This is a genomic window from Nostoc sp., assembly GCF_036919675.1.
In the GTDB taxonomy this organism is placed as follows: Bacteria; Cyanobacteriota; Cyanobacteriia; order Cyanobacteriales; family Nostocaceae; genus Nostoc.
This window is the reverse complement of record NZ_JBALCP010000034.1, coordinates 1-22,367: the sequence shown is the minus strand read 5'-3', so window position 1 is coordinate 22,367 and position 22,367 is coordinate 1. Positions and strand designations below refer to the sequence as shown.

Below are 22,367 nucleotides of genomic sequence, written 5' to 3'. Positions count from 1 at the left end.
AAAGTAGAGACGCAATGATTGCGTCTCTACTAACCGCCTATTTAGCCTTCTTACGTGTAATTACACCCAGCAAAAAGGATGGTGCTAATTAAATTATTCCTGGCCCTCTACCACGATTGTCACCCTTTTCGGTCAACTTGCCTTCCTCGTCGTCTTGACTAACTTCTCTAAGTTCTTCAATACGTGCTGCCTTATCTTCTGCTGCTTGTTGGCGTGCATCACCCGGTTCTTCGTAGTACATTTCCGGTTCAATTGCATAGTTGTTAGACAAACCTTCTTTGTCTATGGTATAGCCGTCAGTGGTGCGTATACTTTCTGAATCAGTTTGATCATCGGTAGATGCATCTGCCTCCCTTTCTTCTGTGGGGAGTGTTTTGTACTCATTTCCTTCTCTTTCCATTCGAGCAGCAGTTTCAGCTGGGATAATGCCGCGATCGTATGTATTTACTTCGGCTCTATCAGATGAATCTATACCTTTGTTTACTCCTTCATTAGCCATAAATTATGTCCTCTTAAAGAATGTATTAAATAACTTCAAAAACTAGATTAGGCTGTTTCTCATCTCAAATCTACTATCTTTAGAAGTGATTTAAATTTAAAAATAATGTTATATTCTCTATCTTTGGATGTATCTAAAAGACTAATATGAAGTCAGGTTAAATACTGATAATTTAAGTTCATTGGGTAAAACAAGGGTTTTGGCTGAAGTTGACACTGACACCAATGAACATTATTGTGCCCCTACTGCCTTTTGCACCTAAAATACGATAGTTACAAAATTCCCTATTTTTTAGAGAAGTCGGGAATATGAACCTTTGGATTGAATATATTTAATTAGCGAACCATACCCACTACTACGCTGAGGCTAGTACAGCTTCGTGTAAATCCTAGCTACCATCTCAATTAACAACACAAGGGGCTTAAGCCTCTTGTTAAAGGTAGATAAACTTCCGCCATAGTGTACTACTTTAATGGTTTAGAAATTTATCCGCCTAAAAACTGGCTTTTCAATGATTGAATTTCATCCGCTAATTCTTGCCGAGTTGAAGCCTTCAGTAGATAACGGAAAATGAACCATGTGGCGTAACTAATTCCAATTAACTCAAAGAGTGGTGATAGTAGTGGAGTCCCATTGATTGCATTCAGGACTGCTAGTACTATCTTGGCTGTAACAATCGCCGCCAAAATTAAAGCCACAGTTATTAGAGGCTGCTTGTAGTCCTGAAAAAAGCTACTTAAGTATTCGGGTAATTGCTCCAAAAATTCAGAAACTTGTCTGCTAATTTGCTGCAATTGAGATTCCGGTTCAGCTGCTGCTGGTAACTTTGGCAAGTTTACTGTATCTACACCTTCAAGTGCTAGCGTACCTTGTGATAAGGGGGCATTGATGGACTCACGTTGCTGTTGTTCGGTTTCCATAGTTTTTATTTTCGGGAAGTAAAAGAGTTTCTATAACTGACTGAGCGTCAATAAATATAATTATTAAGGTCGTCAGTTGTCAATTATTAATGGTCAGTATTAAGTATAACTGACCAGCATGAATGAGCAGGGGCATCTAAATTTCTTTATGCCTACCTACTCACGCGGATTTGTTGTTACCTGCCTTATTTTTTCGTTGCGAGAACAGTTGCTTTAACAACTACACTTTTGACACCTTTAATTTGTTTAGCTAAAGGTTCAATTTTAGCTAACTCCTGCTGATTGCTCACAGTTCCGGCGACAGTGACAGTTCCATTGTCTGCGGCATCAACTGTTAATTGACTCTTGGGTATATTAGCCTCTAACTTGGAGCGAACTTCACTTTTTAGGTCACCTTTGGCTCGTTGTGTATCACCACCCGTAGTATTATTGCGCTGTTCACGGGCGCGAATATCCTCATTTAGTTGTCTTCTGCGGACATCACTTTGTGCGTCTTGTTGAGAAGCTTGTGTTGTTTGTACACTCGGCGTTTGGGGAGCTTCATTAGTACTATTGGGTGCAGATTCACTTGTTTTAGAAGCATTATCACAAGCAGCAACACCAAAAACTAAAAGGCCACTAATTAAAAAAGGAGTTAGCTTTTGCATATATTGAATTCGGAATCGCAAAATGAAAGTTGTGGAGTTTATTGATATTCACGGCATAAGTGAGGAGCAAGTTTACTTAAGTTAGGAGCAAGTTTTCAACTTCTTGCTCCGGCAATTTTGGGGAACTAGTGTGAGTGGTAACTACCTTAGCTTAGAGGGTTTCATCACGGCGGTCAACAATTACTACGGCAGGATCGTCTGTATAAGATCCTGTAGAGTAATTGGTGCGATCGCTATTAACGACTGGTGTGCCGTAATCGGTTGCTCGATCTAAACTTGGGCGATGTTCGCCGAGATCAGTGCCATCATAGATCGCAAATTCTTCAATCCCTCGACGTTTGAGAATAGCTTCAGCTTGGCGGATTTCAGCTTCATTAGCATCGATAATTATTAAGTAGTCGCCTCTTTGGAAGCGATCGCCATAAACTCGCGCCTTGTCTTCAGGAATTCCCAAGCCAACCAGTGCGCCAACAATACCCCCAGCTGCTGCACCTATAGCACCGCCAGCGACTGTTGTCGCCAAAGCTGTCGCTGCTGCGCCACCCAAAATTACAGGCCCAACTCCAGGAATTGCTAAAGTCCCAAGACCAACTAATAAACCAGTCAAGCCGCCTAGTACTCCGCCTGTAGCTGCTCCAGTTTTTGCGCCGTCATCTGCTTTATTACCTGCACCTGCGGTTCTATCTACATCTACACCAGCGATTCCCTGACCGTTTGCATCCTTAGCAATGATCGAGACTCTACTCATCGGAAAACCAGCATCTCGCAAATCTGTAAGTGCTGCTTCTGCATCTCGACGATGAGAAAATACTCCAATTGCTCGTCTCTCTACACCACTACGAGCCGCAGTCGGAGTTGGAGTGACATAATCAGTGTTAGTAGAAGTTGGAGCCACATAACCAGTACTTGCATTTGTAGCATCTGGATTGTCGTAAATGCCAAACTCTTCCACACCCTGCTTACGTAGAATTGCTTCTGCTCTAAGAATTTCTGTATCTGTGCCATCTATGATGACTAAATAGTGTCCTCGTCTGACGCGTTCGTCGTAAACTTTAGCTCGTTCTTCGGGAATTCCTAAACCAACCAATGCACCAAGCAAACTGCCAGCTATTGCACCAATACCAGCTCCAGTCAGGGTGGTAGCTAGGGTGGTTGCAGCAGCTCCAGCTAGCATAATTGGCCCGACTCCAGGAATTGCCAAAGTCCCAAGACCAACTAATAAGCCAGTCAATCCACCCAAAGCAGTGCCTGTAACTGCTCCAACTTTAGCACCTTCGTCAGATTTGTCACCGACGCGATCGCTCACTTCAGCGCCAGCAATATCATCTTTGTCTCCATCCTGCGTAATAACAGAGACTCTATCCATGTCAAAGCCAGTGTTTTTCAATTCATGTAGGGCATGTTCAACATCTCGACGATTAGAAAATACACCTACACCACGTTTATGTACACCTACAACCATTATTTTTTCTCCTCAGGAAAAATCAATTATTTACTTACAAACAAATTTATAGCTGGTAATAACCCGAATGTCACTAAGAAAAAATCAAATCCCTGTTAGGGCTGGGTGTAGGCGAGAGGCTAGCACCCACTGACTGGCTCGGATCTTAGATTTCACGTGCTAGTTCTTGACCGTGCAACCCCTATTGCATTACACCCTTACAGCCAAAAGTCAACCATATTTAAGGATTTACGCTTTTTTTAGTTGCCATTGGGCAATAACCCTTATTAATACATGTTTATGTTTCCTTTTCATCAATCGCTTGGAAGAATTTTTATCTCTATCATGAGACATAGGTGATTTTATCTAAAGACTAAAGATAAGTAAAAACTTCCTGGATAAAATATATTTTTTTTATAAAAAATATTAGAAGATTTTATTTGTCAAAAATTTTTGATTTTTTATATAAGAACTTTATTTGTAAAATTAACTACATTTATATTACACAACTATTGATTAAATCCAATATGTGGTAGGAAAACACAGCTATGCATCGGTGAAAGCTTAAGGAAAAATCTGCTTTATTTTAAGGTTTTGCCCTCACGTCTCCCCAATATTTTCAATGGGTGAGGGTTTACCACAGGAAAAGCTTACCCGATAAGTTCCCCGAATTCTAACTGAGGATTCGGGGTTAGGGGATGAAAGCAACTGGAGAACGTAACTTTTACATTAAGTTGACACCAATAACATTGTTGTGCCTTTATCGTCTGGTAAAGTACCAGACCCATTTCAAACCTGCTATATCTGTAGATGCATTTTTATAAAATTTACTTTTGTTAAGAATATTTTATTTTCTTAAAGATTGAATATATAGGACTCATATTGATTTTTGAAATACACGTAGGGGAGCCAGTACATTGTGAACTTTTCCAAAGTTGTAGCAACTGGTGAACCAGCGCACCCAAGTTGGTTTTCAACTGTCACGGTGACTGGTGTTAGTGTAGGGATAACGACTGTGTGTAGCGTCATCCGATAGCGAGTTTTCTCCCAAAGTGAGACGCCAAGAACGAGCGTCAGAGCGTTATGTTAGGGACTGAAAAAAAATAAATTATCCAAAATTATTTTTACATTTGTAGGGGCGCAAGACCTTGCGCCCCTACGATGAGATATTTTTTTAACTGGAAGTCCCTTAGATGAAAATACGGCATCGTCGCAAGGTTTTGGTGCATTAGAACAGAGTCCGTAACATACCCTACATATACTTAGATTTTTTCACACAATCAAATCGAATTTCTATATAAAAAAATCACCAAATATCACATTATTTTTTTAACAAAAGAGTGATAAAAAAATCTTTTCTTAAAATACGACTTTTGGCAAAAGAATTTATTACTTAAGAAAATGTTAGGCTATCAAACTGATAATTAAAGTTATGAGTAAGCCATTTTCTAAATGGGTAATTAATTGAGTGCAAGTGAGAAAATACTATGTTTCAAGATGTTTTAACTATTTGGGGATGGAACTCGCTGCCTTTTGGATTAGCGCCGATAACTTTAGCTCAGGAAGTACTAACTCCAGAAGAAGCATCAGTTCTTTTTTCTGGCCCTAAAATTTTGGTAGCATTGCTGGCTGGCGTCTTAATGGCATTTGCCTTTCAATTGTTATTCACAAACTTTTCAGTCGCTGTCGGAATTTCATCTTAGGAAATTGACTCAGATTCTGACGATGATTCCGAGAGTTTGGGTAAGACAATTCGTAAAGTTCAGGCTAAAGTTGGTGCTTGGGCGTTGATAACCGTTAGCATTGCATTATTTATTGCTTGTTTTCTAGCGGTAAAACTTAGCTTAATCGAAAGTGCATTTCTAGGAGCAATTATTGGTGTAGTTATCTGGTCTACCTATTTCGCACTAGTAATTTGGTTCGGTTCATCCGCAGTAGGTTCTTTAATTGGTTCTATCGCTAGTACTGTCACCTCTGGTTTTCAAGGTATAATAGGTACAGCAACTGCTGGTATTGGTGCGAATACTGCAAAAAAACAGTTAGTTTCTACTGTTGAAGATATTACAGCCGCAGTCCGGCAGGAATTAACTTCAGGTTTTGACGCTGAAGGTATTAGAAATACGCTCCAAAGTTCCTTAGGTTCTCTACAAATACCAAAGCTAGATATTAAAGAAATTCGGACTCAATTTGAGCAGCTTCTTAAAGATACAGATTTGCAATCTGTTGCTAACAGTGACCTATTACAAAATATTAACCGCCAAACTTTTGTAGATTTAATCAGCAGTCGTGCTGATTTATCTAAAGAAGATATCAATCGAATTACTGACCAATTTGAAGGTGCTTGGCAACAAGCTTTGAATCGCAAAAATCCAACGGAAGAAGTAATTAACTTTCTCAAATCTGCCACTCCCGAAGAACTGAATTCCGAACAATTAGGTGAACAGCTTCAGCAACTGCTTACAGTTGGAGGTGGTAATGGCAAGCTAAGTAAAGGTGTGATAAACCAAGCGGTTCGATATGGCTTGAGCGCTGCTGTACCAGCAGTACTGGATAGCACGAACTTTTCCAATATAGATGTCAACAAAATTACAACTCAGTTGCAAAAATTGAAAGAGAAAGTTCAAGATGTAGATGTTGCTCAAATTATAGAACAACTACAAAAGTTCAGAGAGCAAGCAACTGAGCAAGTAGCTGCAAAATTGCCATCACCGGAAAACACAATTAAGGCAGATGTAGAAGACTACATATTGAATTCATTTCCTTGGCATTTTAACCGAATTACGCTAGTAGATGAATTTAAAGAAGTCATCTATGACGTAAATGCGGATCCGACAACTGTGAGACGGGAGTTGGAAGAACTAAATGATCCGCAAGCTGGATTTGAAGCGTTGCGCGATCGCCTCAGTGAATTTGATCGTGACACCTTAGTTGCTGTGATCAGTTCTCATGAGGATATTTCTGAGGCGGATGCTAATCGCATTATCGACCAAATAGAAACGGCCCGGGATGGCGTATTGCAACGAGCCGAACGCATCCAGCAAGAAACACAAAAACGTCTGAAAGCGATCCAAAAGCAAGCTAAAAAGCAAGCTGAAGAAACCAAAAAAACCGTTGCAAGTTCTGCTTGGTGGTTATTTGGGACAGCATTGACTTCCCTTGCAGCCAGTGCGATTGCCGGTGCGATCGCTGTCACTGGCATAACTCTACCTGGGTAAAATATCTCTATCATCAGGAATTTTGATCAAATACAAAGTGGCATTCAGTCTTTACAAATGAATGCCATTTTTTTTTATAAATAAAACAAACTACCCCCCAGAGTAAGTAGGTTGGTGCTATTAAAAGTGACTATGTAAAGTTTTGTAAAGATTTTGAAATATGCTTGAATTAAGCTTAGTTGCTCGTTTACATACCTTTAGATGGTTTAGTTTTTCCTCACCAACCTACTTACTATTACGACCTTGCTATTCAGATATAGATTAAAAAACCCGATCTGAATCTAAGGATTTCATATTTTACTTTGATGAGAGTAAAATATCAAAGTTAATTATTCTTTCTTATAGATAGAAAAAAGTACGCTTGAGGGTTATATCATAGTCTTGTGATTCATGATATACAGTAAAAACGTCCTAAAACACATGCAATTCCGTAGGAGAAAATCTGCTTGTTCCCTAGCAGCCTACTACTAAACCATTGAATGCATAAGGCACAAGGATATAACATGACTTTTGGCACAATTTTGATGCCAACATCATCAATACATCCAGTCCTTCTGAAATCTTCTCAAGTCTTCAGACTTAACAGCAAAGACCTGTTCCAATCAAGTCTGGTTCAGTTATATCTTCCCACTCGTTATTTGTCCACCTTGTTTTCTCGGCGTTGCTGAATAGAAGTGTGAAATTCAAAAATTTAATGTTTGAAACTGTTTCCTTTGCGCCTTTGGGGGAAACGAAATTCATACTATTAATCAGCAACGCCGTTTTCTCATGGGGATGTGACGAGGTAATTTTTTTCCCATCTAAGCTTAGGAGAAGTTCATTATGGCAAGTATCAACGGTATCAATTTCCCTGGTATCCCAGATGTTAACATCATCGACGAAATCGTGAAAAGCGCTGGTAACAAAATCCAGGTCATTACTAATGGTAACAAAATCATTAACGCTACTAGTGGTAACCAAAAGATTAACGGCAGTAATGGCAACGATATCATTAACACTGGTAATGGCAATGATATCCTCACTGGCGGTAATGGCAACGATATCATTAACGCTGGTAATGGCAACAATACCGTTAAAGGTGGTAATGGCAACGATATCCTTAACGCTGGTAGTGGCAAAGATACCCTCTTTGGCGAAAATGGCAACGATATCCTTAGCGGTGGTGCTGGCAACGATATCCTTAGCGGTGGTGCTGGCAATGACACACTCGCTGGCGGTCCTGGGACTGATATTCTCACTGGAGGAGCAGGTAACGATGTTTTCAAGTTCAGCTCAGTTTCAGATAGTGGTGTTGTTGGACGGGATCTGATCGCTGACTTTGTAGGAAACGGTAAGTTGCCAGGTGACCAAATCGATCTATCTGCTATCGACGCCAACTCCACTAAAGTGGGCAATCAAGCCTTCACTTTCATTGGGGCTGCTGCATTCTCCGCACCTGGTCAGCTCCGTTATTCAGGAGGTACTCTCCAAGCTAGCACTGATGCGGATCGGTTGCCTGAGTTTGAGGTTCGGCTTATAAATGCACCACTAGTAGTGCAAAACGACTTTATCCTTTAATTCTAATAGACTCTTACAAAAGTCTTTAACACCCCACTCCTAAGAGCAAGTTCTTAGGAGTGGGGTTCTTATTTTTGATTTATGCAAGAGGTCTAATGTTTTTATTTAAAGAGAGTTTGCTTTCTTTAAACAATCGGAAATCATGAGTTTTCCCTTGAGATTGTGCTGTACAAATTATTTTTCCATTCTTTTGATAGTCATCAATACTTGGTCTGACAAACTGATTTTTCCTGGTTGCCCTGGTTTGTGTTTTTGTTGGCTGTGGTGGCGGACTACTTCGACCATGTGCTCAAATATCTCAGGTTTTACACCCCAGAAGCGTTGAAATTCTGCTGGTTTCAGATGTTTGACTTTTGAGTGCATTATAAGCTTACCTTATGATTATCCGGTAGCGATCGCCTGTGTGTAAGTGTGCGATCCCTTTTTACCAGTCCTCATCGTATCCCGAAAGGAACTTTTGCAAGAGGTCTAATGAACGCTGTGCGTGCCGAGGATGTTCAATTGGAATTTCTGTTACATCAATAGCAATGGACTCAGGAGGTTGCCCCTGCAATAATTGCTTTTTTCCGGGCAAGTATCTCAGTTTAGCTATTGGACAGACTTTTACACACCAGGTGGCAACGACCACTGTGGAACACCATGCATATGCAATCCCCAATTATAGAGTATATTTAATATACTCTATAAATATAAATATTGAGGTGATGGCGATCGCAAAACGTTTTGGCATAATAACTTTTTCTGATAAATAAAAAAGTACCCTGAGGGGTACTATCAGGTCAATATAGATTAAAAACGTCTCAAGACACCTATAGTTACATCTGCATCCGATAAGATCTGCTTCTTGTCTAGCAGCCTGGTCTTTGAATCAGCGAAGACATCAGACGCAAGGATAAAATATGATTGCTTGCACAATTTTTGATGCCAACATCATTCATATATGCAGTGCTTCTCAAATCTTCAGACTTGACGACAAAGACCTGTTAAAATCAGGTTACATTCAGCTGATTTCTTCATTTCTTCTCGTCATTTCCTCACTAGGAAATGACCTGATTTTTCACAGGAAGTCATAAAGCCCTAAAAAAGCGTGGCTTTTTCCACAGCTTAATTCTCAATAGTTCTAGGTTAATGAAAATAGATAACGGAAAAATCAGAGTTTGGGAAACCCTCAAAATGATCCTTTCCACATCCCGTGAAAAGTCAGAGGAAATGAGGAGGTCATTTCTTATACCTTTATCCTCTAAATTCAAAGAAACGATCGCGCCGCGTATGCATGAGAAAATCAGGTAATACAATCGCAACAGTTGCGATGATCCCACGGAAGGAAAAAAGATGTCGGAGAATTTGAGAAGCAAAATTGTAACGCAAGGGGTGCAGCGATCGCATCAGTCAACAAGGCTTTTAAGTGATTGACAATTACTTCATTATACATAACTACAGGAACCACCAAACAAATCTCAATAGGCAAAACTAACACTATCTGAAACCTTTGTTCAGATAGGTTCTGCCGAGAGTAATAAAAGAAAGTTAATTATTATTTTTTATAAAGGGAAAAAAGCACGCTTGAAGGTAGTATCATAATTCTTGTGATTAGAAATACAGTGAAAATGTCCTAAAACCTATGCAATTGCGTAGAAAATGATCTGTTTATTCCCTAGCAGCCTACTACTACCTGACAATCTTGGTAATTCTTTTTCTGTTATCCCTTATATAATCAACGGATTTGACGGTAACGATACGATTAGGGGCGGATCTGGCAACGATACGATTAATGGCGGTTCTGGGGACGATAGCCTTCTTGGCGGAAACGGTAATGATAGCGTTCTTGGCGGCTCTGGCGACGATACGATTGACGGCGGAAGAGGCGACAATACGATTGACAGCGGATCTGGCAACAATAGGATTTACGGCAGTTCTGGCAACGATAAAATTAACGGTGGAGCGGGTAACGATAGGATTCAAAGCGGATCTGGTAACGATACAATTAACAGCGGATCTGGCAACAATAGGATTGATGCCGGTGATGGCGACGATAAGATTGACGCCGGATCTGGCAACGATACGATTAACGCCGGATCTGGCAACGATACGATTAACGCCGGAGCGGGGAACAATATAATTGACGGCATATCTGGCAACGATACGATTAACACCGGATCTGGCGACGATACAATTGACGGCGGTTCTGGCAACAATACGATTAATGCCGGTGATGGCAACAATACGATTTACGGCGGATCTGACAACGATAGGATTAACACTGGATTTGGCAATGATAAGATTCAAAGCGGATCTGGCAACGACACGATTAACGCCGGATCTGGCAACAATAGGATTGACGGCCAATCTGGCGACGATAAGATTGACGCCGGATTTAACAACGATACGATTAATGGTGGTTCTGGCAACGATACGATTAACGCTGGAGCGGGGAACAATACAATAGCCGGCGGATTTGGCAACGATACGATTAATGCCGGATCTGGAGATGATACAATAGCCGGCGGATTTGGCAGCGATACGATTAACACCGGATTTGGCAACGATACGATTGACGGCGGTTCTGGCAACGATACGATTAACGGCGGTTCTGGCAACGATAAGATTGACGGAGGATCTGACGACGATAGCCTTGTTGGCGGATTTGGCAACGATAGCCTTGTCGGTGGATCTGGCAATGATACGATTAGCGGTGATTTTGGTAACGCTGGTATCCTGATTGGTGTTGGTGGGACTGATGTTCTCACTGGAAAATCAGGTAACGATGTTTTCGATTTCAATTTCGTTTCTGAGAGTCAACCTGGTTTGTTACGGGATGTGATCACTGACTTTGTTGGAAACGGTATCTTTGCAGGTGATCAAATCGATTTATCTACTATCGACGCCAACTCCACTATCGGGGGCAACCAAGCCTTCACTTTCATTGGGAGTCGTGCATTCTCTGCAATCGGTCAGATCCGTTATTCAGGAGGGATTTTCCAAGGTAGCACTGATGGGGATTTGTCGGCTGAATTTGAGATTCAGCTTGCAGGAGCAGCACAACTAATGGCAAGCGACATTATCCTTTAATTTAATAGACTGTGTTGAAAATAAGGCAGGAGGCAGAATTCTGACATTGAATAGTTGCGGAAAGAGGCAAGTTAAACTTGCCTCTCCTTTTTATAGTTGTTTGAGCGCGCCACGTATACATGAGAAAATCAGGTAATACAATCGCAATACAAGCGATGAGGCACGGAAGGAAAAAAGATGTCAGAGAATTTGAGAAGCCAAGTTGTAACGCAAGGGGTGCAGCGATCGCCTAATCGAGCTATGCTGCGTGCAGTTGGTTTTAAAGATGAAGATTTCAATAAAGCTATTGTGGGCATTGCCAATGGCTACAGTACGATCACTCCCTGTAATATGGGGATCAATCAACTGGCACAAAGGGCAGAGGTTGGGATAAAAACCGCCGGAGCGATGCCGCAAGTGTTCGGCACGATTACTATTAGCGATGGGATTTCGATGGGAACTGAAGGGATGAAATATTCCCTAGTGTCGCGGGAAGTCATTGCCGATTCCATTGAAACCGTCTGTACTGGACAAAGTATGGATGGTGTACTAGCTATTGGCGGTTGTGATAAAAATATGCCCGGGGCAATGCTGGCGATCGCGCGGATGAATATCCCTGCTATCTTTGTTTACGGTGGCACAATTAAACCCGGTCACTACAATGGACGCGATTTAACTGTTGTCAGTTCTTTTGAAGCTGTTGGTCAATACAGTGCTGGAAAAATTGACGAAAAGGAATTATTAGAAGTTGAAAGTCGGGCTTGTCCTGGCGCTGGTTCCTGTGGGGGAATGTTCACCGCTAACACCATGTCTTCAGCATTTGAAGCGCTGGGGATGAGTTTGCCCTATTCCTCGACAATGGCGGCAGAAGATGCCGAAAAAGGCGACAGCACGGAAAAATCAGCGTTTGTGTTAGTTGAAGCGATTCAGAAACAAATCTTACCCCGCCAAATTATCACCCGCAAATCTATAGAGAATGCCATTTCTGTGATTATGGCGGTGGGTGGTTCGACGAATGCAGTGTTGCATTTATTAGCGATCACCCGCGCCATTGATGTAGAGTTAACGCTGGACGACTTTGAAACTATCCGCGCCCGTGTTCCAGTTTTGTGTGATTTAAAACCAAGTGGTAAATATGTAGCTACAGATTTGCACAAAGCTGGTGGCATTCCGCAAGTAATGAAGATGCTACTTGTGCATGACTTGTTACATGGTGATAGCCTCACCATCAGCGGTCAAACGATTGCAGAGATATTAGCAGATATACCAGAAGAACCATCTGCCAATCAAGATGTTATTCGTCCTTGGAATAACCCAATGTATCCCCAAGGGCATTTAGCCATTCTTAGAGGTAATCTGGCAACAGAAGGGGCTGTCGCCAAAATTACCGGGGTGAAAAAACCAGTAATTACCGGTCCTGCACGGGTCTTTGAATCGGAAGAAGCCACTTTAGATGCAATTTTGGCGGGTAAGATTCAACCTGGTGATATTCTGGTTATCCGCTACGAAGGGCCTAAAGGCGGCCCTGGGATGCGAGAAATGTTGGCTCCCACCTCAGCAATTATCGGTGCTGGTTTGGGTGATGCAGTGGCATTAATTACCGACGGACGCTTTTCTGGGGGTACTTACGGCATGGTGGTTGGTCATGTTGCTCCAGAAGCGGCAGTTGGTGGTGCGATCGCTCTTGTAGAAGAAGGCGATAGTATTACTATTGATGCACCCGCTCGCCTATTGCAGTTGAATATATCTGAAGAAGAATTGGCTCGTCGTCGTGCCAACTGGCAACCTCCCGCTCCGCGTTACACTAAAGGCGTGTTGGCGAAATATGCCAAATTGGTATCTTCTAGCAGCATTGGTGCTGTGACAGATTTGGACTTGTTTTAAATAACCTGACATGATATTAACTACCTACACTGGACTGACGGTACAGTGTAGGCTTCCCAATTCATTTAAAGTGCGGAATATAGGATATAATGCCCCAGAACTGCTGCGTGCGTGGTTTATTGAAAGCTAAAGGGGCGATCCTCCTATTTCTAGTAATTTTTACCTAAATTTTATGAGTTTTTGTAAAAATCTTGAAGAAGTTTCAGGAAATTTACATAGCAGCTATGATGTCAATAGAGAAATCACGGAAATATAGTTGACTGTTAACTGCTTAAAACCGAAAAGGGTACAAAATGAGTTTTGAATCTAACGTCAAATTGACTATCGCTCTTTCTAATCCAGACTTAGATGCAGACGAGCAAGAACGGGAAACGCGAAATCTCCTCCGAGAAATCAAAGACTTAGATGTAGAAAGTGCTGAATTCGTAGCAGTTACAGAAATACCTGAAGGAGCCAAGTCTGTTGGCGGTTTTCTGGTGGGAGTGTTGCAAACAGAGGTGAGCCTTGCCAATTTTAAGAAATTGTTGGGATATTTGGGCGATCGCTTGGGCAACAAAATCATTGAATTGGAAGTTGAGGCTAACGGTAAAAAACTAAAAGTTAAAGCCAGCAGTCAGAAAGAATTAACCGCCGCCATTGAACAAGCTCAAAAGTTTATTGCAGGCAGCTAGCCGATAAATTCCACAAATAAAGGAGAATAGCGACATGGCGAAGGTAGCGCTGCTAATTGGTGTAAGCGAGTATGGAGCAGATATTACCTCATTGCTTGCAGCTACAAAAGATGTGGAGGCAATGCAGCGAGTTTTACTAAACCCAGAAATGGGAGGATTTGCCGAGACCGATGTTATAGCACTAAAAAATCCGGATCGGCAGGAAGTGGAAGATGCAATATACAGACTTTTTGACAATCGCCAAAGAGAAGACCTGTTGCTGTTTTACTTTTCTGGTCATGGAATAAAAGATGAAAACTGCAAGCTTTACTTGTCAAACTGTAATACTCGTAAAGAGAATGGGAAGCTAGTTAAGCACTCAGCGCTAGCAGCTAGTGTTCTGAACGAAAATATGAATGAAAGCAAATCTGAGAGACAGGTGGTCATTTTGGATTGCTGCTTTAGTGGGGCAATTGCTCGGGATATTATTCCAAGAGATGACAGCACGGTAAATTTGCAAGAGGAGCTAGGCGGAAAAGGACGAGCAATTCTGACTTCTTCCACATCCACTCAGTATTCATTTGAGCAAGAAGGTTCAGAACTTTCAGTTTACACACGCTATTTAGTGGAGGGGATTGAAAAAGGAGCCGCCGATAAAGACGGAGATGGACGGATTTATGTTGATGAACTGCATGAATATGCCAGTATTAAGGTCAAGCAAGAAGCGCCAGCAATGACACCGAAAATCTATCCACTGGAAGAAGGTTATAAAATTTACATAGCTAAAGCACCAAAAGGCGATCCAAAGCTTATTTATCACAAACTAGTTCAAGAATTAGCAAAGGAAGGCGGTGGTGAAATTCATCAACTTGATCGGATTACATTACAAGTGAAATAGGAAAATCTACAACTTACCCTTGAGGAGGCAGATTCAATAGAAGCTCAGGTTTTAAAACCTTATCAAGAGTACAAAAGAAAATTACAAAAGTATGAAGAAGCGTTCTGTAAGGCAATAGAATCAGATCCTAATTTAAGTGAAAAAACTCGCGCTAAGTTGAAACGTCTTCAGGAACTTTTAGTACTTAGAGATGAAGATATAAAACTAATTGAAGACCGAATTAATAATATACAATCTCAAAAAATTATCGTCCAAGAAACTAAAGATATAGCTAAGATTAAAACTATCATAATCGTAGTAATTGGAGTATTTTTAGGTGGTGCTGTATTCTACTTTATTTTGCTGCCCAAAATCCCAAATAGACCTTCAACAGTAGTTCCGACTCCAGTAAATTTATGTGCTAAAGATCCGTATATTTTGAATGACAGAATTAGCTTGGGTGAAGAAATTTTATCAAAACAACAAGATACGAACCCAGATAAAGAAGCTGGAGTTAAAGCATTTTTAGAGGGTAATTGTCAGCTTGCTATTGATAAGTTCAATTTATCCCGTCAAACTAATCCTACAGACCCAGAAACATTGATTTACTTGAATAACGCTAAGGCTCGTCAGCAGGCAGAACACGTTAAAATAGCTGTGAGCGTACCCATTGGTACAAATCCAAATGTAGCAAAGGAGATGCTACGCGGTATCGCTCAAGCTCAAGATGAGGTGAATAAGAGTGGTGGCATTAATGGTAAAGCTTTAGAGGTTGCGATCGCTAATGATAATAATGATCCAAGTGAAGCTGTACAGCTTGCCAGTCGTTTTGTCAAAGATGCCAGCATCCTTGCTGTCGTGGGACATAATTTTAGTAATGCTTCCATCTCCGCAGCCCCAGTGTATCAAAAAGGTGGATTAGTGATGATATCTCCCACCAGTTATGCCCAAAATCTTACCAGTATTGGCAATTATATCTTCCGCACTGCTCCTAGTGTTAAATCCATAGCAGATAACGTTTCTAATTACGCTATTAAAATAGCGGGCAAAACCAATTTTCTTATCTGTGTTGATTACCAGGGGATGGATAATCAATCGTTTAACAGTGAGTTTGTTAAAGCGATAAAGGCTGCTGGCGGTCAGATTAATTCTACAGAATGCGATATTTCTGCCCGTGACTTTAACCCTAGTGCTGTCACAGGGTAAGCGCATCTCAAACCCTATTGATCCGGTAGTTTTGGGGTTCACCCAAAACACAAATAAGTTCAAAATTACTACACTGAGTCAAGGGGTGGGATTGACATTTCCATCTTTATGTGATTAAAAAACCTAAAAAGCTATTTCACTCATGTTTTTTCAATCATTTACGACAATTCGTTCTATTTTGAATGAAAAATCGATATTTAGACAAAGTTTTAAGCTTTTTGTCTGTATCAATAACTACAAAATTAGATGCGCTTACCCTGAGTGCTGTCATTTTTCAAGCTGTACGTAGCGGTGCTAATGCCTTGGTGTTAGGTCTTTATGTAGACAAAATAAAGCAAGGTCTAGCGGTGGTACAATCTAATCAAGGGCAGTTGACTGTATTTGGTAGTCCTACACTTTTCACTGACGAAACCTTAAAGGAGGGCAGAGGTATCAACGGACTGATAATCTCTGCACCTTGGTATCCCGCAGCATTTCCTAGTAACATCTTTCCGCAAAAAGCCCAAAAACTTTGGGATGCAACTGTGAATTGGCGAACAGCTACGGCTTATGATGCAACTTTGGCGATCATTGCAGGTTTACAACTAACCAACAAACGCGATGAATTGCAAAAGGTGCTGCACAGTCCAGATTTTTCAGTCGATGGTGCAACGGGAAAGATTCAGTTTTTAGCATCAGGCGATCGCATCAACAACCCCATCTTTTTAGTCAAAGTTCAACAAAAGCCTGGTACTGATAAATATGAGTTTGTGCCGATTAAACCTTAGTTTTGCAGCATTACTTAATAGCGATCGCACTTATTTGTCGTAATGTTTCAAAATAGCGATCGCATCCAGTCTTTCACTTACAGCAACTCGATAAATTCATCGACACTCAGCCCAACCTGTCTAATAATTGCTCGTAAAGTTCCTTTATCTAATTCTTGATGATTTGGAACAACCACTTCAGCAAATGGCTCATCTCGACGTAAAATAATGTGGCTTCCACGTTGTCGTAAAATATAAGAACCAGCCTTTCCCAAAGCTTTAATGCACTCTTGACCAGAAAGGACAGGTAATTTGCTCATACATCAACCAAAACAGTTTCCAGATGATCTTCTGGAATAGGGCGACCTTCTTCTTTTAAAACATCAATGTATAATTCGATGGCTTCTTTGATGTTGGCAATAACTTCTTCTTTGGTCTTCCCTTGGCTGATACAAGCAGGTAAGCTAGGACATCCAGCCACCCAATAACCATCTTCTCCTGGATAAATAATTACTTGTCTTTTCAACTTTGACTCCAAGATTTGTTGCAAATATATTTATCTTACTATTATAAATTATTCTTAACCCAATCTCTAAAATTACGTATAGCTTGACTTCTTCCAATTGTTAAACACTGCTGAACATATTTATTGACTAATTCAACAATTTGGATATCAGGAAAATTAGGACTAGATTCAGATTTTATATATTTTCCTTTTTTGAGCAAAGAAATTTCTAAACCTTGTTGTGTATGTCGCCAAAGTTCAGGAACTCCCAAAATTTCATAATTCTCAAATCGAGTCCGGGAGATAATATCAATTTTGATTGCTAAATCTGGTGGTGGGTCTATATTTAAATCAATGCGATTTTTTCCAATGATAGCAGCTTGATTTTGAATATAAAAACTAGTATCTGGTTCTCCGGCTTGCCGCATTCGCTCATTTTTAAGTGTTGTGGAACCAAAAGGCTCAAAATCAATTTGGAGTTTGTCCAATAAAACTCTTACTAACTCACCAATATATTCTTTATCTTTTTCGTGTTCTGGTAGGGGAACCATTATTTCTAACCAGCCATGACTATAAGAAATACGTGCGGCACGCTTTTCTCCCATTTCTTCTAAAATATTTTCTAACTGCTGCCAACTAATATCCTGGAGTAACATTTGTTGACCAGGTTTGACGATAATTTGTTGCAGTTTTAAAAACATATCACCTCAAAGAGTTGATGTAGTAGCTATTATATCCAGTAGATTGAATTTACAAATCAACTTTCTTAAAGTATATCGCTTTTGAGCATGAGTATAGAAATTAGCCAATAAATCATTGAAATCATCTTTACTTGTTTCAATGTTTTTCGCAATTTTTACTTTTTGATTTTTAAAGGAATACAGATAGTAAACTCTGTGCCACGTCCTGGGTTAGAATCAAATTAAATAGTTCCAGACTCTATTCGTATTATCTGTAACCCCTCTAAATGACAACTTTTAGTATAATAATTTCAACCTAACTTTCAACGGTTAGTAACGCTAAGTAGTAAATTAATCATGGATATAAAATTAGCAAGTCAATACTCCATAAATAATAGAGAACAAATCGAAGTAAGTGAAAAAGCTGGATGTTACTACTGCCTAAGTATTTTTGCTCCTAAAAAAATTTGTGAGTACTGTGATTGGGGCGCAACTGTACTTTGTCCCAAATGCGGGATCGACAGTGTAATTGGCTCAAATTCTGGATATCCAATTGATTTAGAAACCCTTAAAAAATTGCATCAATACTGGTTTTAAGGTGGTCTGACCATGAATGCTATTTGCTACGCCTACTAGCTAGTTTTTGCAGCTTTTTTCTGGTCGTTCTCTAACACCGGGAAGTACCGCCGAATATTAAGGGACTTCCAAAAAATAAATTATTCCAGAAAAAACAAAATACAGGGAAGATAAAATAATAATTATTATCATAAAGAGAAAAGGGGTTGCCTCCGTCTCCCCTTCCTAGTGATTATCATTATCTATGCGGGAATGTTTTATTTTTTGGAAGTTCCTAACGTGTGTGATGTGTTTTTAGCTCTCAAGCATAACTCCCACTATTTCCGGTAAAATCAAGTTCTGAGGACTGTGGATTTGGGAGAAATTTGGGGTGGCTACACTTGGCGTTAACATTGACCACATCGCCACCATTCGGCAAGCACGGCGGACGGTGGAACCAGACCCCGTAGCGGCGGCGGTGCTGGCAGAATTAGCGGGTGCAGATGGAATTACGGTGCATCTACGCGAAGATCGGCGGCATATCCAAGATCGGGATGTGCTACTGTTGCGGCAAACAGTGCGATCGCATCTTAATTTAGAAATGGCCCCTACAGATGAAATGCTAGCGATCGCTCTCAATATCAAACCAGATTACGTGACTTTAGTCCCGGAAAAGCGCGAAGAAGTTACAACAGAAGGCGGACTAAATATCGTCGGGCAACTTGCTAGAATAGGTGAGATAGTTGATAAATTGCAAAGCGCTAACATTCCAGTTAGTTTATTTATCGATGCAGAATCAGCACAAATTGAAGCATCTGTCAAGCTACAGGCGCGCTTTATTGAATTACACACCGGACAATATGCTGAGGCTAAGGATGAAACAAATCGCCAGCGAGAATTAGCCATATTAGCTAAAGGGTGTGAACAAGCGATTCAAGCTGGATTGCGAGTTAACGCTGGACATGGACTCACCTACTGGAACGTCTATCCGGTGGCTGCGCTTCCAGGTATGGAAGAACTCAACATTGGTCATACCATCATCAGTCGGGCAGCATTAGTAGGTATGGAAAGGGCAGTCCGTGAGATGAAACAAGCTATCCGAGGGGATGGGGCATAGGGCATTGGGTAGAGGGGAAACACTTACTACAATTTCCTTTCTGCTCCCCACTCCTCACTCCCCACTGCCTGCTCCCCTATAACCTGTCTTAAAAGAGGGGTTGTCACTGCGAAATCTAGAAATTGGAATCAAATCTTCAGCAAAAACTTCTATGAGCGCAACACAATCTAACAACTTACCGCTTTGGGTACAGCATCGGGATAAGGTAATAGCAGAAAGCACTGATGTCGAGTGGCGCGATCAGACACCGCCTGATTATTCTCGTTCAAACGAGAATCTCGCCCAAGAAAGTAACTACAATCACCTTGAAGGTACACTGGAAGCGATCGTGCAAAACTTAGTACGAACCTTTGAGATGGAGGTATCCTTCAAAGCTAACCCGCAACAGTGGCTGTCTATTGTGAATGACAAGTTTCGTGTGAGTACCAATGGTGGAGTAGAGTACACAGCAGCAGATGTATCAGCCCAAGGTACTTACAATTTGTTTATGGCTGATTCAGAACATTACAAGGCTTCAGAAGAAACCTTTGAATCATCCGGAAAACTCTTCTACACAACATTTCCCCAAGGATTTCCTTGGGAAGTGGTGGAAGTTTTCTCAGGGCCACCAAATGTGACATTCAAGTGGCGGCATTGGGGACATTTTAACGGAGAATATAAAGGCCATGCACCGACTGGAGAGACGATAGAAATTATCGGCATGAGCATTGCAAAAGTTACCGATGACTTAAAGGTTATTTCCTTAGAACACTACTTTGACAATAGTCTGTTCTTGGAAAAGCTAACATCTGGTGGCAAACAAACAAATGCTGAAAACCAGCGAAGTGCTTGTCCGTTCAGTTCTTGGTTCAAGAAATTCCAAAAAAGTTAGTTTGTAAGGGTACAGTGCAGAACTGTGCCCTTAAATTATTTAGATAGTAACCAAAGGATGAAAATGCAAACATACTATTATGTTTTGGCCAGTCAACGCTTTCTTCTCCAAGAAGAACCAATACACGAAGTTATCAAAGAGCGCACCCGTCATTACCACGAGCAAGAAAAACAAATAGATTTTTGGTTGGTTCCGCAACCAGCTTTCTTGGAAACACCGAAGTTTACAGAGCTAAAGGCGAAATGTCCCCAACCAGCAGTAGCAATTATTTCCACTAATCCCCAATTTATTACTTGGTTAAAACTGCGTTTAGAGTACGTCATCACTGGAGAATTTCAGGCTCCTTCTGAAACAATACCCGATGCCTTGGCATCGCTTGCTACTGTTTCCTAATCTGGGCATTGGGGAGCTAGTGCGTTGCGGTGAGTCCAGCGCTGTAGGCGGGTTTCCCGCCGTAGGCGACTGGCTTTCCCTTTGGGAGGTTCCCGACGCTCGTTGCGCTAAAGCGTCTCCCTTAGGAGAAGCAACTGGCGTCATTAGGCATGGGGTATGGAAAAGATACAAGGGAGAAGGGGGAGTAAATTCTCCTTTGTTCCCCTTGTTCCCCTCATCTCGCTTGTCCCCTGCTCCCCCACTCCCTATTTTATTTGCACATAACAAAATATATTTTTTTACACTCCTTTCATCCCCATACTGAAGTAACTGGGTTTTCAGCTTTTTTCTTATAAAATCTTTTAGGACACCTTGATTTATATAATCTAACTTTTGTGCATAGATTTCAGACTTTACCAAGTGTTTTAGGATTAGCGATGTCTACGACGAGCTTCGCTTACGCAGGGTTGATTGGTTGTATGAGTTCTGTCTTTGCCCAACAAGCCATTCCCCTTTGTCAACCACCAAATGCGGGTGAGTATCTTTTATTAGTAGTCAGTCCCACAGCAAATAATCAAAAGCAGTTGCGTAGTGCCTTACCACCTCAACTGAAGACCATTACTTGCAAATATCTCAACGAAACTGTGACGCGAGTAGGGGGCTTTAACAAAATTGACGATGCCAATCGTTGGGCGAGATATGTCAGCAATATTGTTGGCTTGTCTGCCATAATTACTACTCGACCAACAACACCAAATGTTCAGGCACAGCAACAGCCACCTCAGCAGACAGTTAACTATAATCCTCAAGCATTAGGAGAGGGTTATGCAGTGCTGGTAGATTATTACAACCGTCCAGAACTAGTAAATAGTGTGCAGCGAGTAGTGGGAGGTAACGTAGGTTTTGTTTCTTATGGACAACGCCCTTACTTGTTGGCAGTTTATACCACTAACCAAACTGAAGCATACAACACATTGCAAAAGCTGAACAATGGCGGTTTTGTTGCAAGTATAGTAGATAGTCGTAAGGTGATTCTGCTGCGCTCAACTGTGCGGTTGTAGTGATATTAAGTTTGGGGTGCGGCTCTTTTAAGAAGATGTAGTCAAGCAACCAACGCTATTGGTAGTGGAGTAGTAGAACAACGAGCTTGAGTGACATCTTTGAGCAAAGGAATGCCACCTTGATGTAAAGCCAGATGATGACGTTGACGTTCTTGCAGTAAATGAAAGCGCCAATGTTCATTCCAATCACCACTAATATGGAGAGAACGAAGACGTAAAACAGCTTCAGCACCTTCAAGACTCCATCGAGCGCCAGTAATGTCCATTCTGTCTTTAATTAAGTAACGAATTGCACCCTCAATCACGTCAGTAGTGGGAACATCCCTATTTGGCAAAAATAAAAGAATCCATGTTATTCGCGAGTATTTATCGCGAATAATATAGGAATTCAATCTTTTGGTTCTTCCTCTTCTTGCTCAGACCCAATACGGTTCGGTTAAGCTCTAAGCGGTACTAAGAATAGAAAAAGTGAGTGTTTCTAATTTAGCTCCTTGCCCTCTATGTATCGGTTTCTTG

The 22,367-nt window shown here is 41.0% G+C and carries 20 protein-coding genes and 2 pseudogenes; 13 read left to right on the top strand and 9 right to left on the bottom strand.

The genetic code is table 11. The features are described 5' to 3' along the window. Nucleotides 1-88: 88 nt before the first annotated feature. The 4 genes from V7K49_RS05610 to V7K49_RS05595 all read right to left on the bottom strand — a co-directional run bounded on the left by V7K49_RS05610 (nt 89) and on the right by V7K49_RS05595 (nt 3,528). Nucleotides 89-499, bottom strand: a complete 411-nt coding sequence (locus V7K49_RS05610) for a hypothetical protein (protein ID WP_335204824.1) — start codon at nt 497-499, stop codon at nt 89-91. Nucleotides 500-984: 485 nt separating this feature from the next. After that, on the bottom strand, nt 985-1,419 hold the full coding sequence (locus tag V7K49_RS05605) for a CAAD domain-containing protein (RefSeq protein WP_335204823.1): 435 nt from the start codon (nt 1,417-1,419) through the stop codon (nt 985-987). 185 nt (nt 1,420-1,604) lie between these two features. After that, nucleotides 1,605-2,066 (bottom strand): BON domain-containing protein, encoded by a 462-nt coding sequence (locus V7K49_RS05600; RefSeq protein ID WP_335204822.1) that lies wholly within the window; start codon nt 2,064-2,066, stop codon nt 1,605-1,607. Between the two features lie 151 nt (nt 2,067-2,217). After that, a complete protein-coding gene (locus V7K49_RS05595; protein WP_335204821.1) occupies nt 2,218-3,528 on the bottom strand; it encodes a histidine kinase in 1,311 nt (436 codons plus the stop codon). Nucleotides 3,529-4,994: 1,466 nt separating this feature from the next. Here V7K49_RS05595 and V7K49_RS05590 point away from each other — a divergent pair. Together V7K49_RS05590 and V7K49_RS05585 are read left to right on the top strand one after the other, a co-directional pair. Beyond that, nucleotides 4,995-6,614: pseudogene (locus V7K49_RS05590) on the top strand (MFS transporter); the annotation flags it as partial. Between the two features lie 930 nt (nt 6,615-7,544). Next, complete coding sequence (locus V7K49_RS05585) at nt 7,545-8,279, top strand: calcium-binding protein (RefSeq protein WP_334871405.1); 735 nt, start codon at nt 7,545-7,547, stop codon at nt 8,277-8,279. A gap of 174 nt (nt 8,280-8,453) precedes the next feature. Here V7K49_RS05585 and V7K49_RS05580 read toward each other — a convergent pair whose 3' ends face one another. Beyond that, nucleotides 8,454-8,642 (bottom strand): hypothetical protein, encoded by a 189-nt coding sequence (locus V7K49_RS05580; protein WP_335204820.1) that lies wholly within the window; start codon nt 8,640-8,642, stop codon nt 8,454-8,456. A 1,275-nt stretch (nt 8,643-9,917) separates the two neighbouring features. Between V7K49_RS05580 and V7K49_RS05575 the strand changes: the two genes are divergently transcribed. The 6 genes from V7K49_RS05575 to V7K49_RS05550 all read left to right on the top strand — a co-directional run bounded on the left by V7K49_RS05575 (nt 9,918) and on the right by V7K49_RS05550 (nt 16,711). Next, nucleotides 9,918-11,348 carry a calcium-binding protein gene (locus V7K49_RS05575; protein ID WP_335204819.1) on the top strand — a complete coding sequence of 477 codons (1,431 nt, stop codon included), beginning with the start codon at nt 9,918-9,920 and terminating at the stop codon, nt 11,346-11,348. 177 nt (nt 11,349-11,525) lie between these two features. Next, nucleotides 11,526-13,211, top strand: coding sequence for a dihydroxy-acid dehydratase (gene ilvD, locus V7K49_RS05570; RefSeq protein ID WP_335204818.1), 1,686 nt, complete (start codon nt 11,526-11,528; stop codon nt 13,209-13,211). Between the two features lie 293 nt (nt 13,212-13,504). Continuing rightward, a complete protein-coding gene (locus V7K49_RS05565; RefSeq protein ID WP_335204817.1) occupies nt 13,505-13,882 on the top strand; it encodes a hypothetical protein in 378 nt (125 codons plus the stop codon). A gap of 34 nt (nt 13,883-13,916) precedes the next feature. Further along, nucleotides 13,917-14,759, top strand: coding sequence for a caspase family protein (locus tag V7K49_RS05560; RefSeq protein WP_335204816.1), 843 nt, complete (start codon nt 13,917-13,919; stop codon nt 14,757-14,759). Nucleotides 14,760-14,915: 156 nt separating this feature from the next. Next, nucleotides 14,916-15,944, top strand: a complete 1,029-nt coding sequence (locus V7K49_RS05555; RefSeq protein ID WP_335204815.1) for an ABC transporter substrate-binding protein — start codon at nt 14,916-14,918, stop codon at nt 15,942-15,944. A 182-nt stretch (nt 15,945-16,126) separates the two neighbouring features. After that, nucleotides 16,127-16,711, top strand: a complete 585-nt coding sequence (locus V7K49_RS05550) for an ABC transporter substrate-binding protein (protein ID WP_335204814.1) — start codon at nt 16,127-16,129, stop codon at nt 16,709-16,711. Nucleotides 16,712-16,788: 77 nt separating this feature from the next. Here V7K49_RS05550 and V7K49_RS05545 read toward each other — a convergent pair whose 3' ends face one another. Genes V7K49_RS05545 through V7K49_RS05535 form a run of 3 tightly spaced genes read right to left on the bottom strand, consistent with a single transcriptional unit; the run spans nt 16,789 to nt 17,896 of the window. After that, nucleotides 16,789-17,010: a type II toxin-antitoxin system HicA family toxin gene (locus V7K49_RS05545; RefSeq protein ID WP_335204813.1), complete on the bottom strand. Its 222-nt coding sequence runs from the start codon at nt 17,008-17,010 to the stop codon at nt 16,789-16,791. After that, complete coding sequence (locus V7K49_RS05540) at nt 17,007-17,240, bottom strand: type II toxin-antitoxin system HicB family antitoxin (protein WP_335204812.1); 234 nt, start codon at nt 17,238-17,240, stop codon at nt 17,007-17,009. Before V7K49_RS05540 ends, V7K49_RS05545 begins: the two co-directional genes overlap by 4 nt. Nucleotides 17,241-17,257: 17 nt before the next feature. Continuing rightward, a complete protein-coding gene (locus tag V7K49_RS05535) occupies nt 17,258-17,896 on the bottom strand; it encodes a Uma2 family endonuclease (RefSeq protein WP_335204811.1) in 639 nt (212 codons plus the stop codon). Between the two features lie 336 nt (nt 17,897-18,232). Here V7K49_RS05535 and V7K49_RS05530 point away from each other — a divergent pair, with 336 nt between their 5' ends. The 5 genes from V7K49_RS05530 (at nt 18,233) to V7K49_RS05510 (ending at nt 21,851) form a co-directional block, all read left to right on the top strand. Beyond that, on the top strand, nt 18,233-18,472 hold the full coding sequence (locus V7K49_RS05530; protein ID WP_335204810.1) for a cytoplasmic protein: 240 nt from the start codon (nt 18,233-18,235) through the stop codon (nt 18,470-18,472). 349 nt (nt 18,473-18,821) lie between these two features. Next, nucleotides 18,822-19,547 carry a pyridoxine 5'-phosphate synthase gene (locus V7K49_RS05525; protein ID WP_334871414.1) on the top strand — a complete coding sequence of 242 codons (726 nt, stop codon included), beginning with the start codon at nt 18,822-18,824 and terminating at the stop codon, nt 19,545-19,547. Nucleotides 19,548-19,698: 151 nt separating this feature from the next. Further along, complete coding sequence (locus V7K49_RS05520; RefSeq protein WP_334871415.1) at nt 19,699-20,418, top strand: SnoaL-like polyketide cyclase; 720 nt, start codon at nt 19,699-19,701, stop codon at nt 20,416-20,418. A gap of 63 nt (nt 20,419-20,481) precedes the next feature. Continuing rightward, complete coding sequence (locus tag V7K49_RS05515) at nt 20,482-20,811, top strand: MgPME-cyclase complex family protein (protein ID WP_334871416.1); 330 nt, start codon at nt 20,482-20,484, stop codon at nt 20,809-20,811. Nucleotides 20,812-21,227: 416 nt separating this feature from the next. Beyond that, nucleotides 21,228-21,851: a hypothetical protein gene (locus tag V7K49_RS05510; protein ID WP_334871417.1), complete on the top strand. Its 624-nt coding sequence runs from the start codon at nt 21,228-21,230 to the stop codon at nt 21,849-21,851. Nucleotides 21,852-21,892: 41 nt separating this feature from the next. Here the strand turns inward: V7K49_RS05510 and V7K49_RS05505 are convergent. Continuing rightward, nucleotides 21,893-22,162, bottom strand: a pseudogene (locus V7K49_RS05505) (ISKra4 family transposase); the annotation flags it as partial. Nucleotides 22,163-22,367 lie beyond the last annotated feature (205 nt).

What these genes read in the sequence shown, in the direction of transcription:
- V7K49_RS05535 (WP_335204811.1), bottom strand. Translation starts at nt 17,896, where the DNA reads ATGTTTTTAAAACTGCAACAAATTATCGTCAAACCTGGTCAACAAATG.
- V7K49_RS05550 (WP_335204814.1), top strand. Translation starts at nt 16,127, where the DNA reads ATGAAAAATCGATATTTAGACAAAGTTTTAAGCTTTTTGTCTGTATCA.
- ilvD (WP_335204818.1), top strand. Translation starts at nt 11,526, where the DNA reads ATGTCAGAGAATTTGAGAAGCCAAGTTGTAACGCAAGGGGTGCAGCGA.
- V7K49_RS05545 (WP_335204813.1), bottom strand. Translation starts at nt 17,010, where the DNA reads ATGAGCAAATTACCTGTCCTTTCTGGTCAAGAGTGCATTAAAGCTTTG.
- V7K49_RS05515 (WP_334871416.1), top strand. Translation starts at nt 20,482, where the DNA reads ATGCAAACATACTATTATGTTTTGGCCAGTCAACGCTTTCTTCTCCAA.
- V7K49_RS05605 (WP_335204823.1), bottom strand. Translation starts at nt 1,419, where the DNA reads ATGGAAACCGAACAACAGCAACGTGAGTCCATCAATGCCCCCTTATCA.
- V7K49_RS05585 (WP_334871405.1), top strand. Translation starts at nt 7,545, where the DNA reads ATGGCAAGTATCAACGGTATCAATTTCCCTGGTATCCCAGATGTTAAC.
- V7K49_RS05510 (WP_334871417.1), top strand. Translation starts at nt 21,228, where the DNA reads ATGTCTACGACGAGCTTCGCTTACGCAGGGTTGATTGGTTGTATGAGT.
- V7K49_RS05520 (WP_334871415.1), top strand. Translation starts at nt 19,699, where the DNA reads ATGAGCGCAACACAATCTAACAACTTACCGCTTTGGGTACAGCATCGG.
- V7K49_RS05565 (WP_335204817.1), top strand. Translation starts at nt 13,505, where the DNA reads ATGAGTTTTGAATCTAACGTCAAATTGACTATCGCTCTTTCTAATCCA.
- V7K49_RS05610 (WP_335204824.1), bottom strand. Translation starts at nt 499, where the DNA reads ATGGCTAATGAAGGAGTAAACAAAGGTATAGATTCATCTGATAGAGCC.
- V7K49_RS05580 (WP_335204820.1), bottom strand. Translation starts at nt 8,642, where the DNA reads ATGCACTCAAAAGTCAAACATCTGAAACCAGCAGAATTTCAACGCTTC.
- V7K49_RS05595 (WP_335204821.1), bottom strand. Translation starts at nt 3,528, where the DNA reads ATGGTTGTAGGTGTACATAAACGTGGTGTAGGTGTATTTTCTAATCGT.
- V7K49_RS05560 (WP_335204816.1), top strand. Translation starts at nt 13,917, where the DNA reads ATGGCGAAGGTAGCGCTGCTAATTGGTGTAAGCGAGTATGGAGCAGAT.
- V7K49_RS05575 (WP_335204819.1), top strand. Translation starts at nt 9,918, where the DNA reads ATGATCTGTTTATTCCCTAGCAGCCTACTACTACCTGACAATCTTGGT.
- V7K49_RS05600 (WP_335204822.1), bottom strand. Translation starts at nt 2,066, where the DNA reads ATGCAAAAGCTAACTCCTTTTTTAATTAGTGGCCTTTTAGTTTTTGGT.
- V7K49_RS05530 (WP_335204810.1), top strand. Translation starts at nt 18,233, where the DNA reads ATGGATATAAAATTAGCAAGTCAATACTCCATAAATAATAGAGAACAA.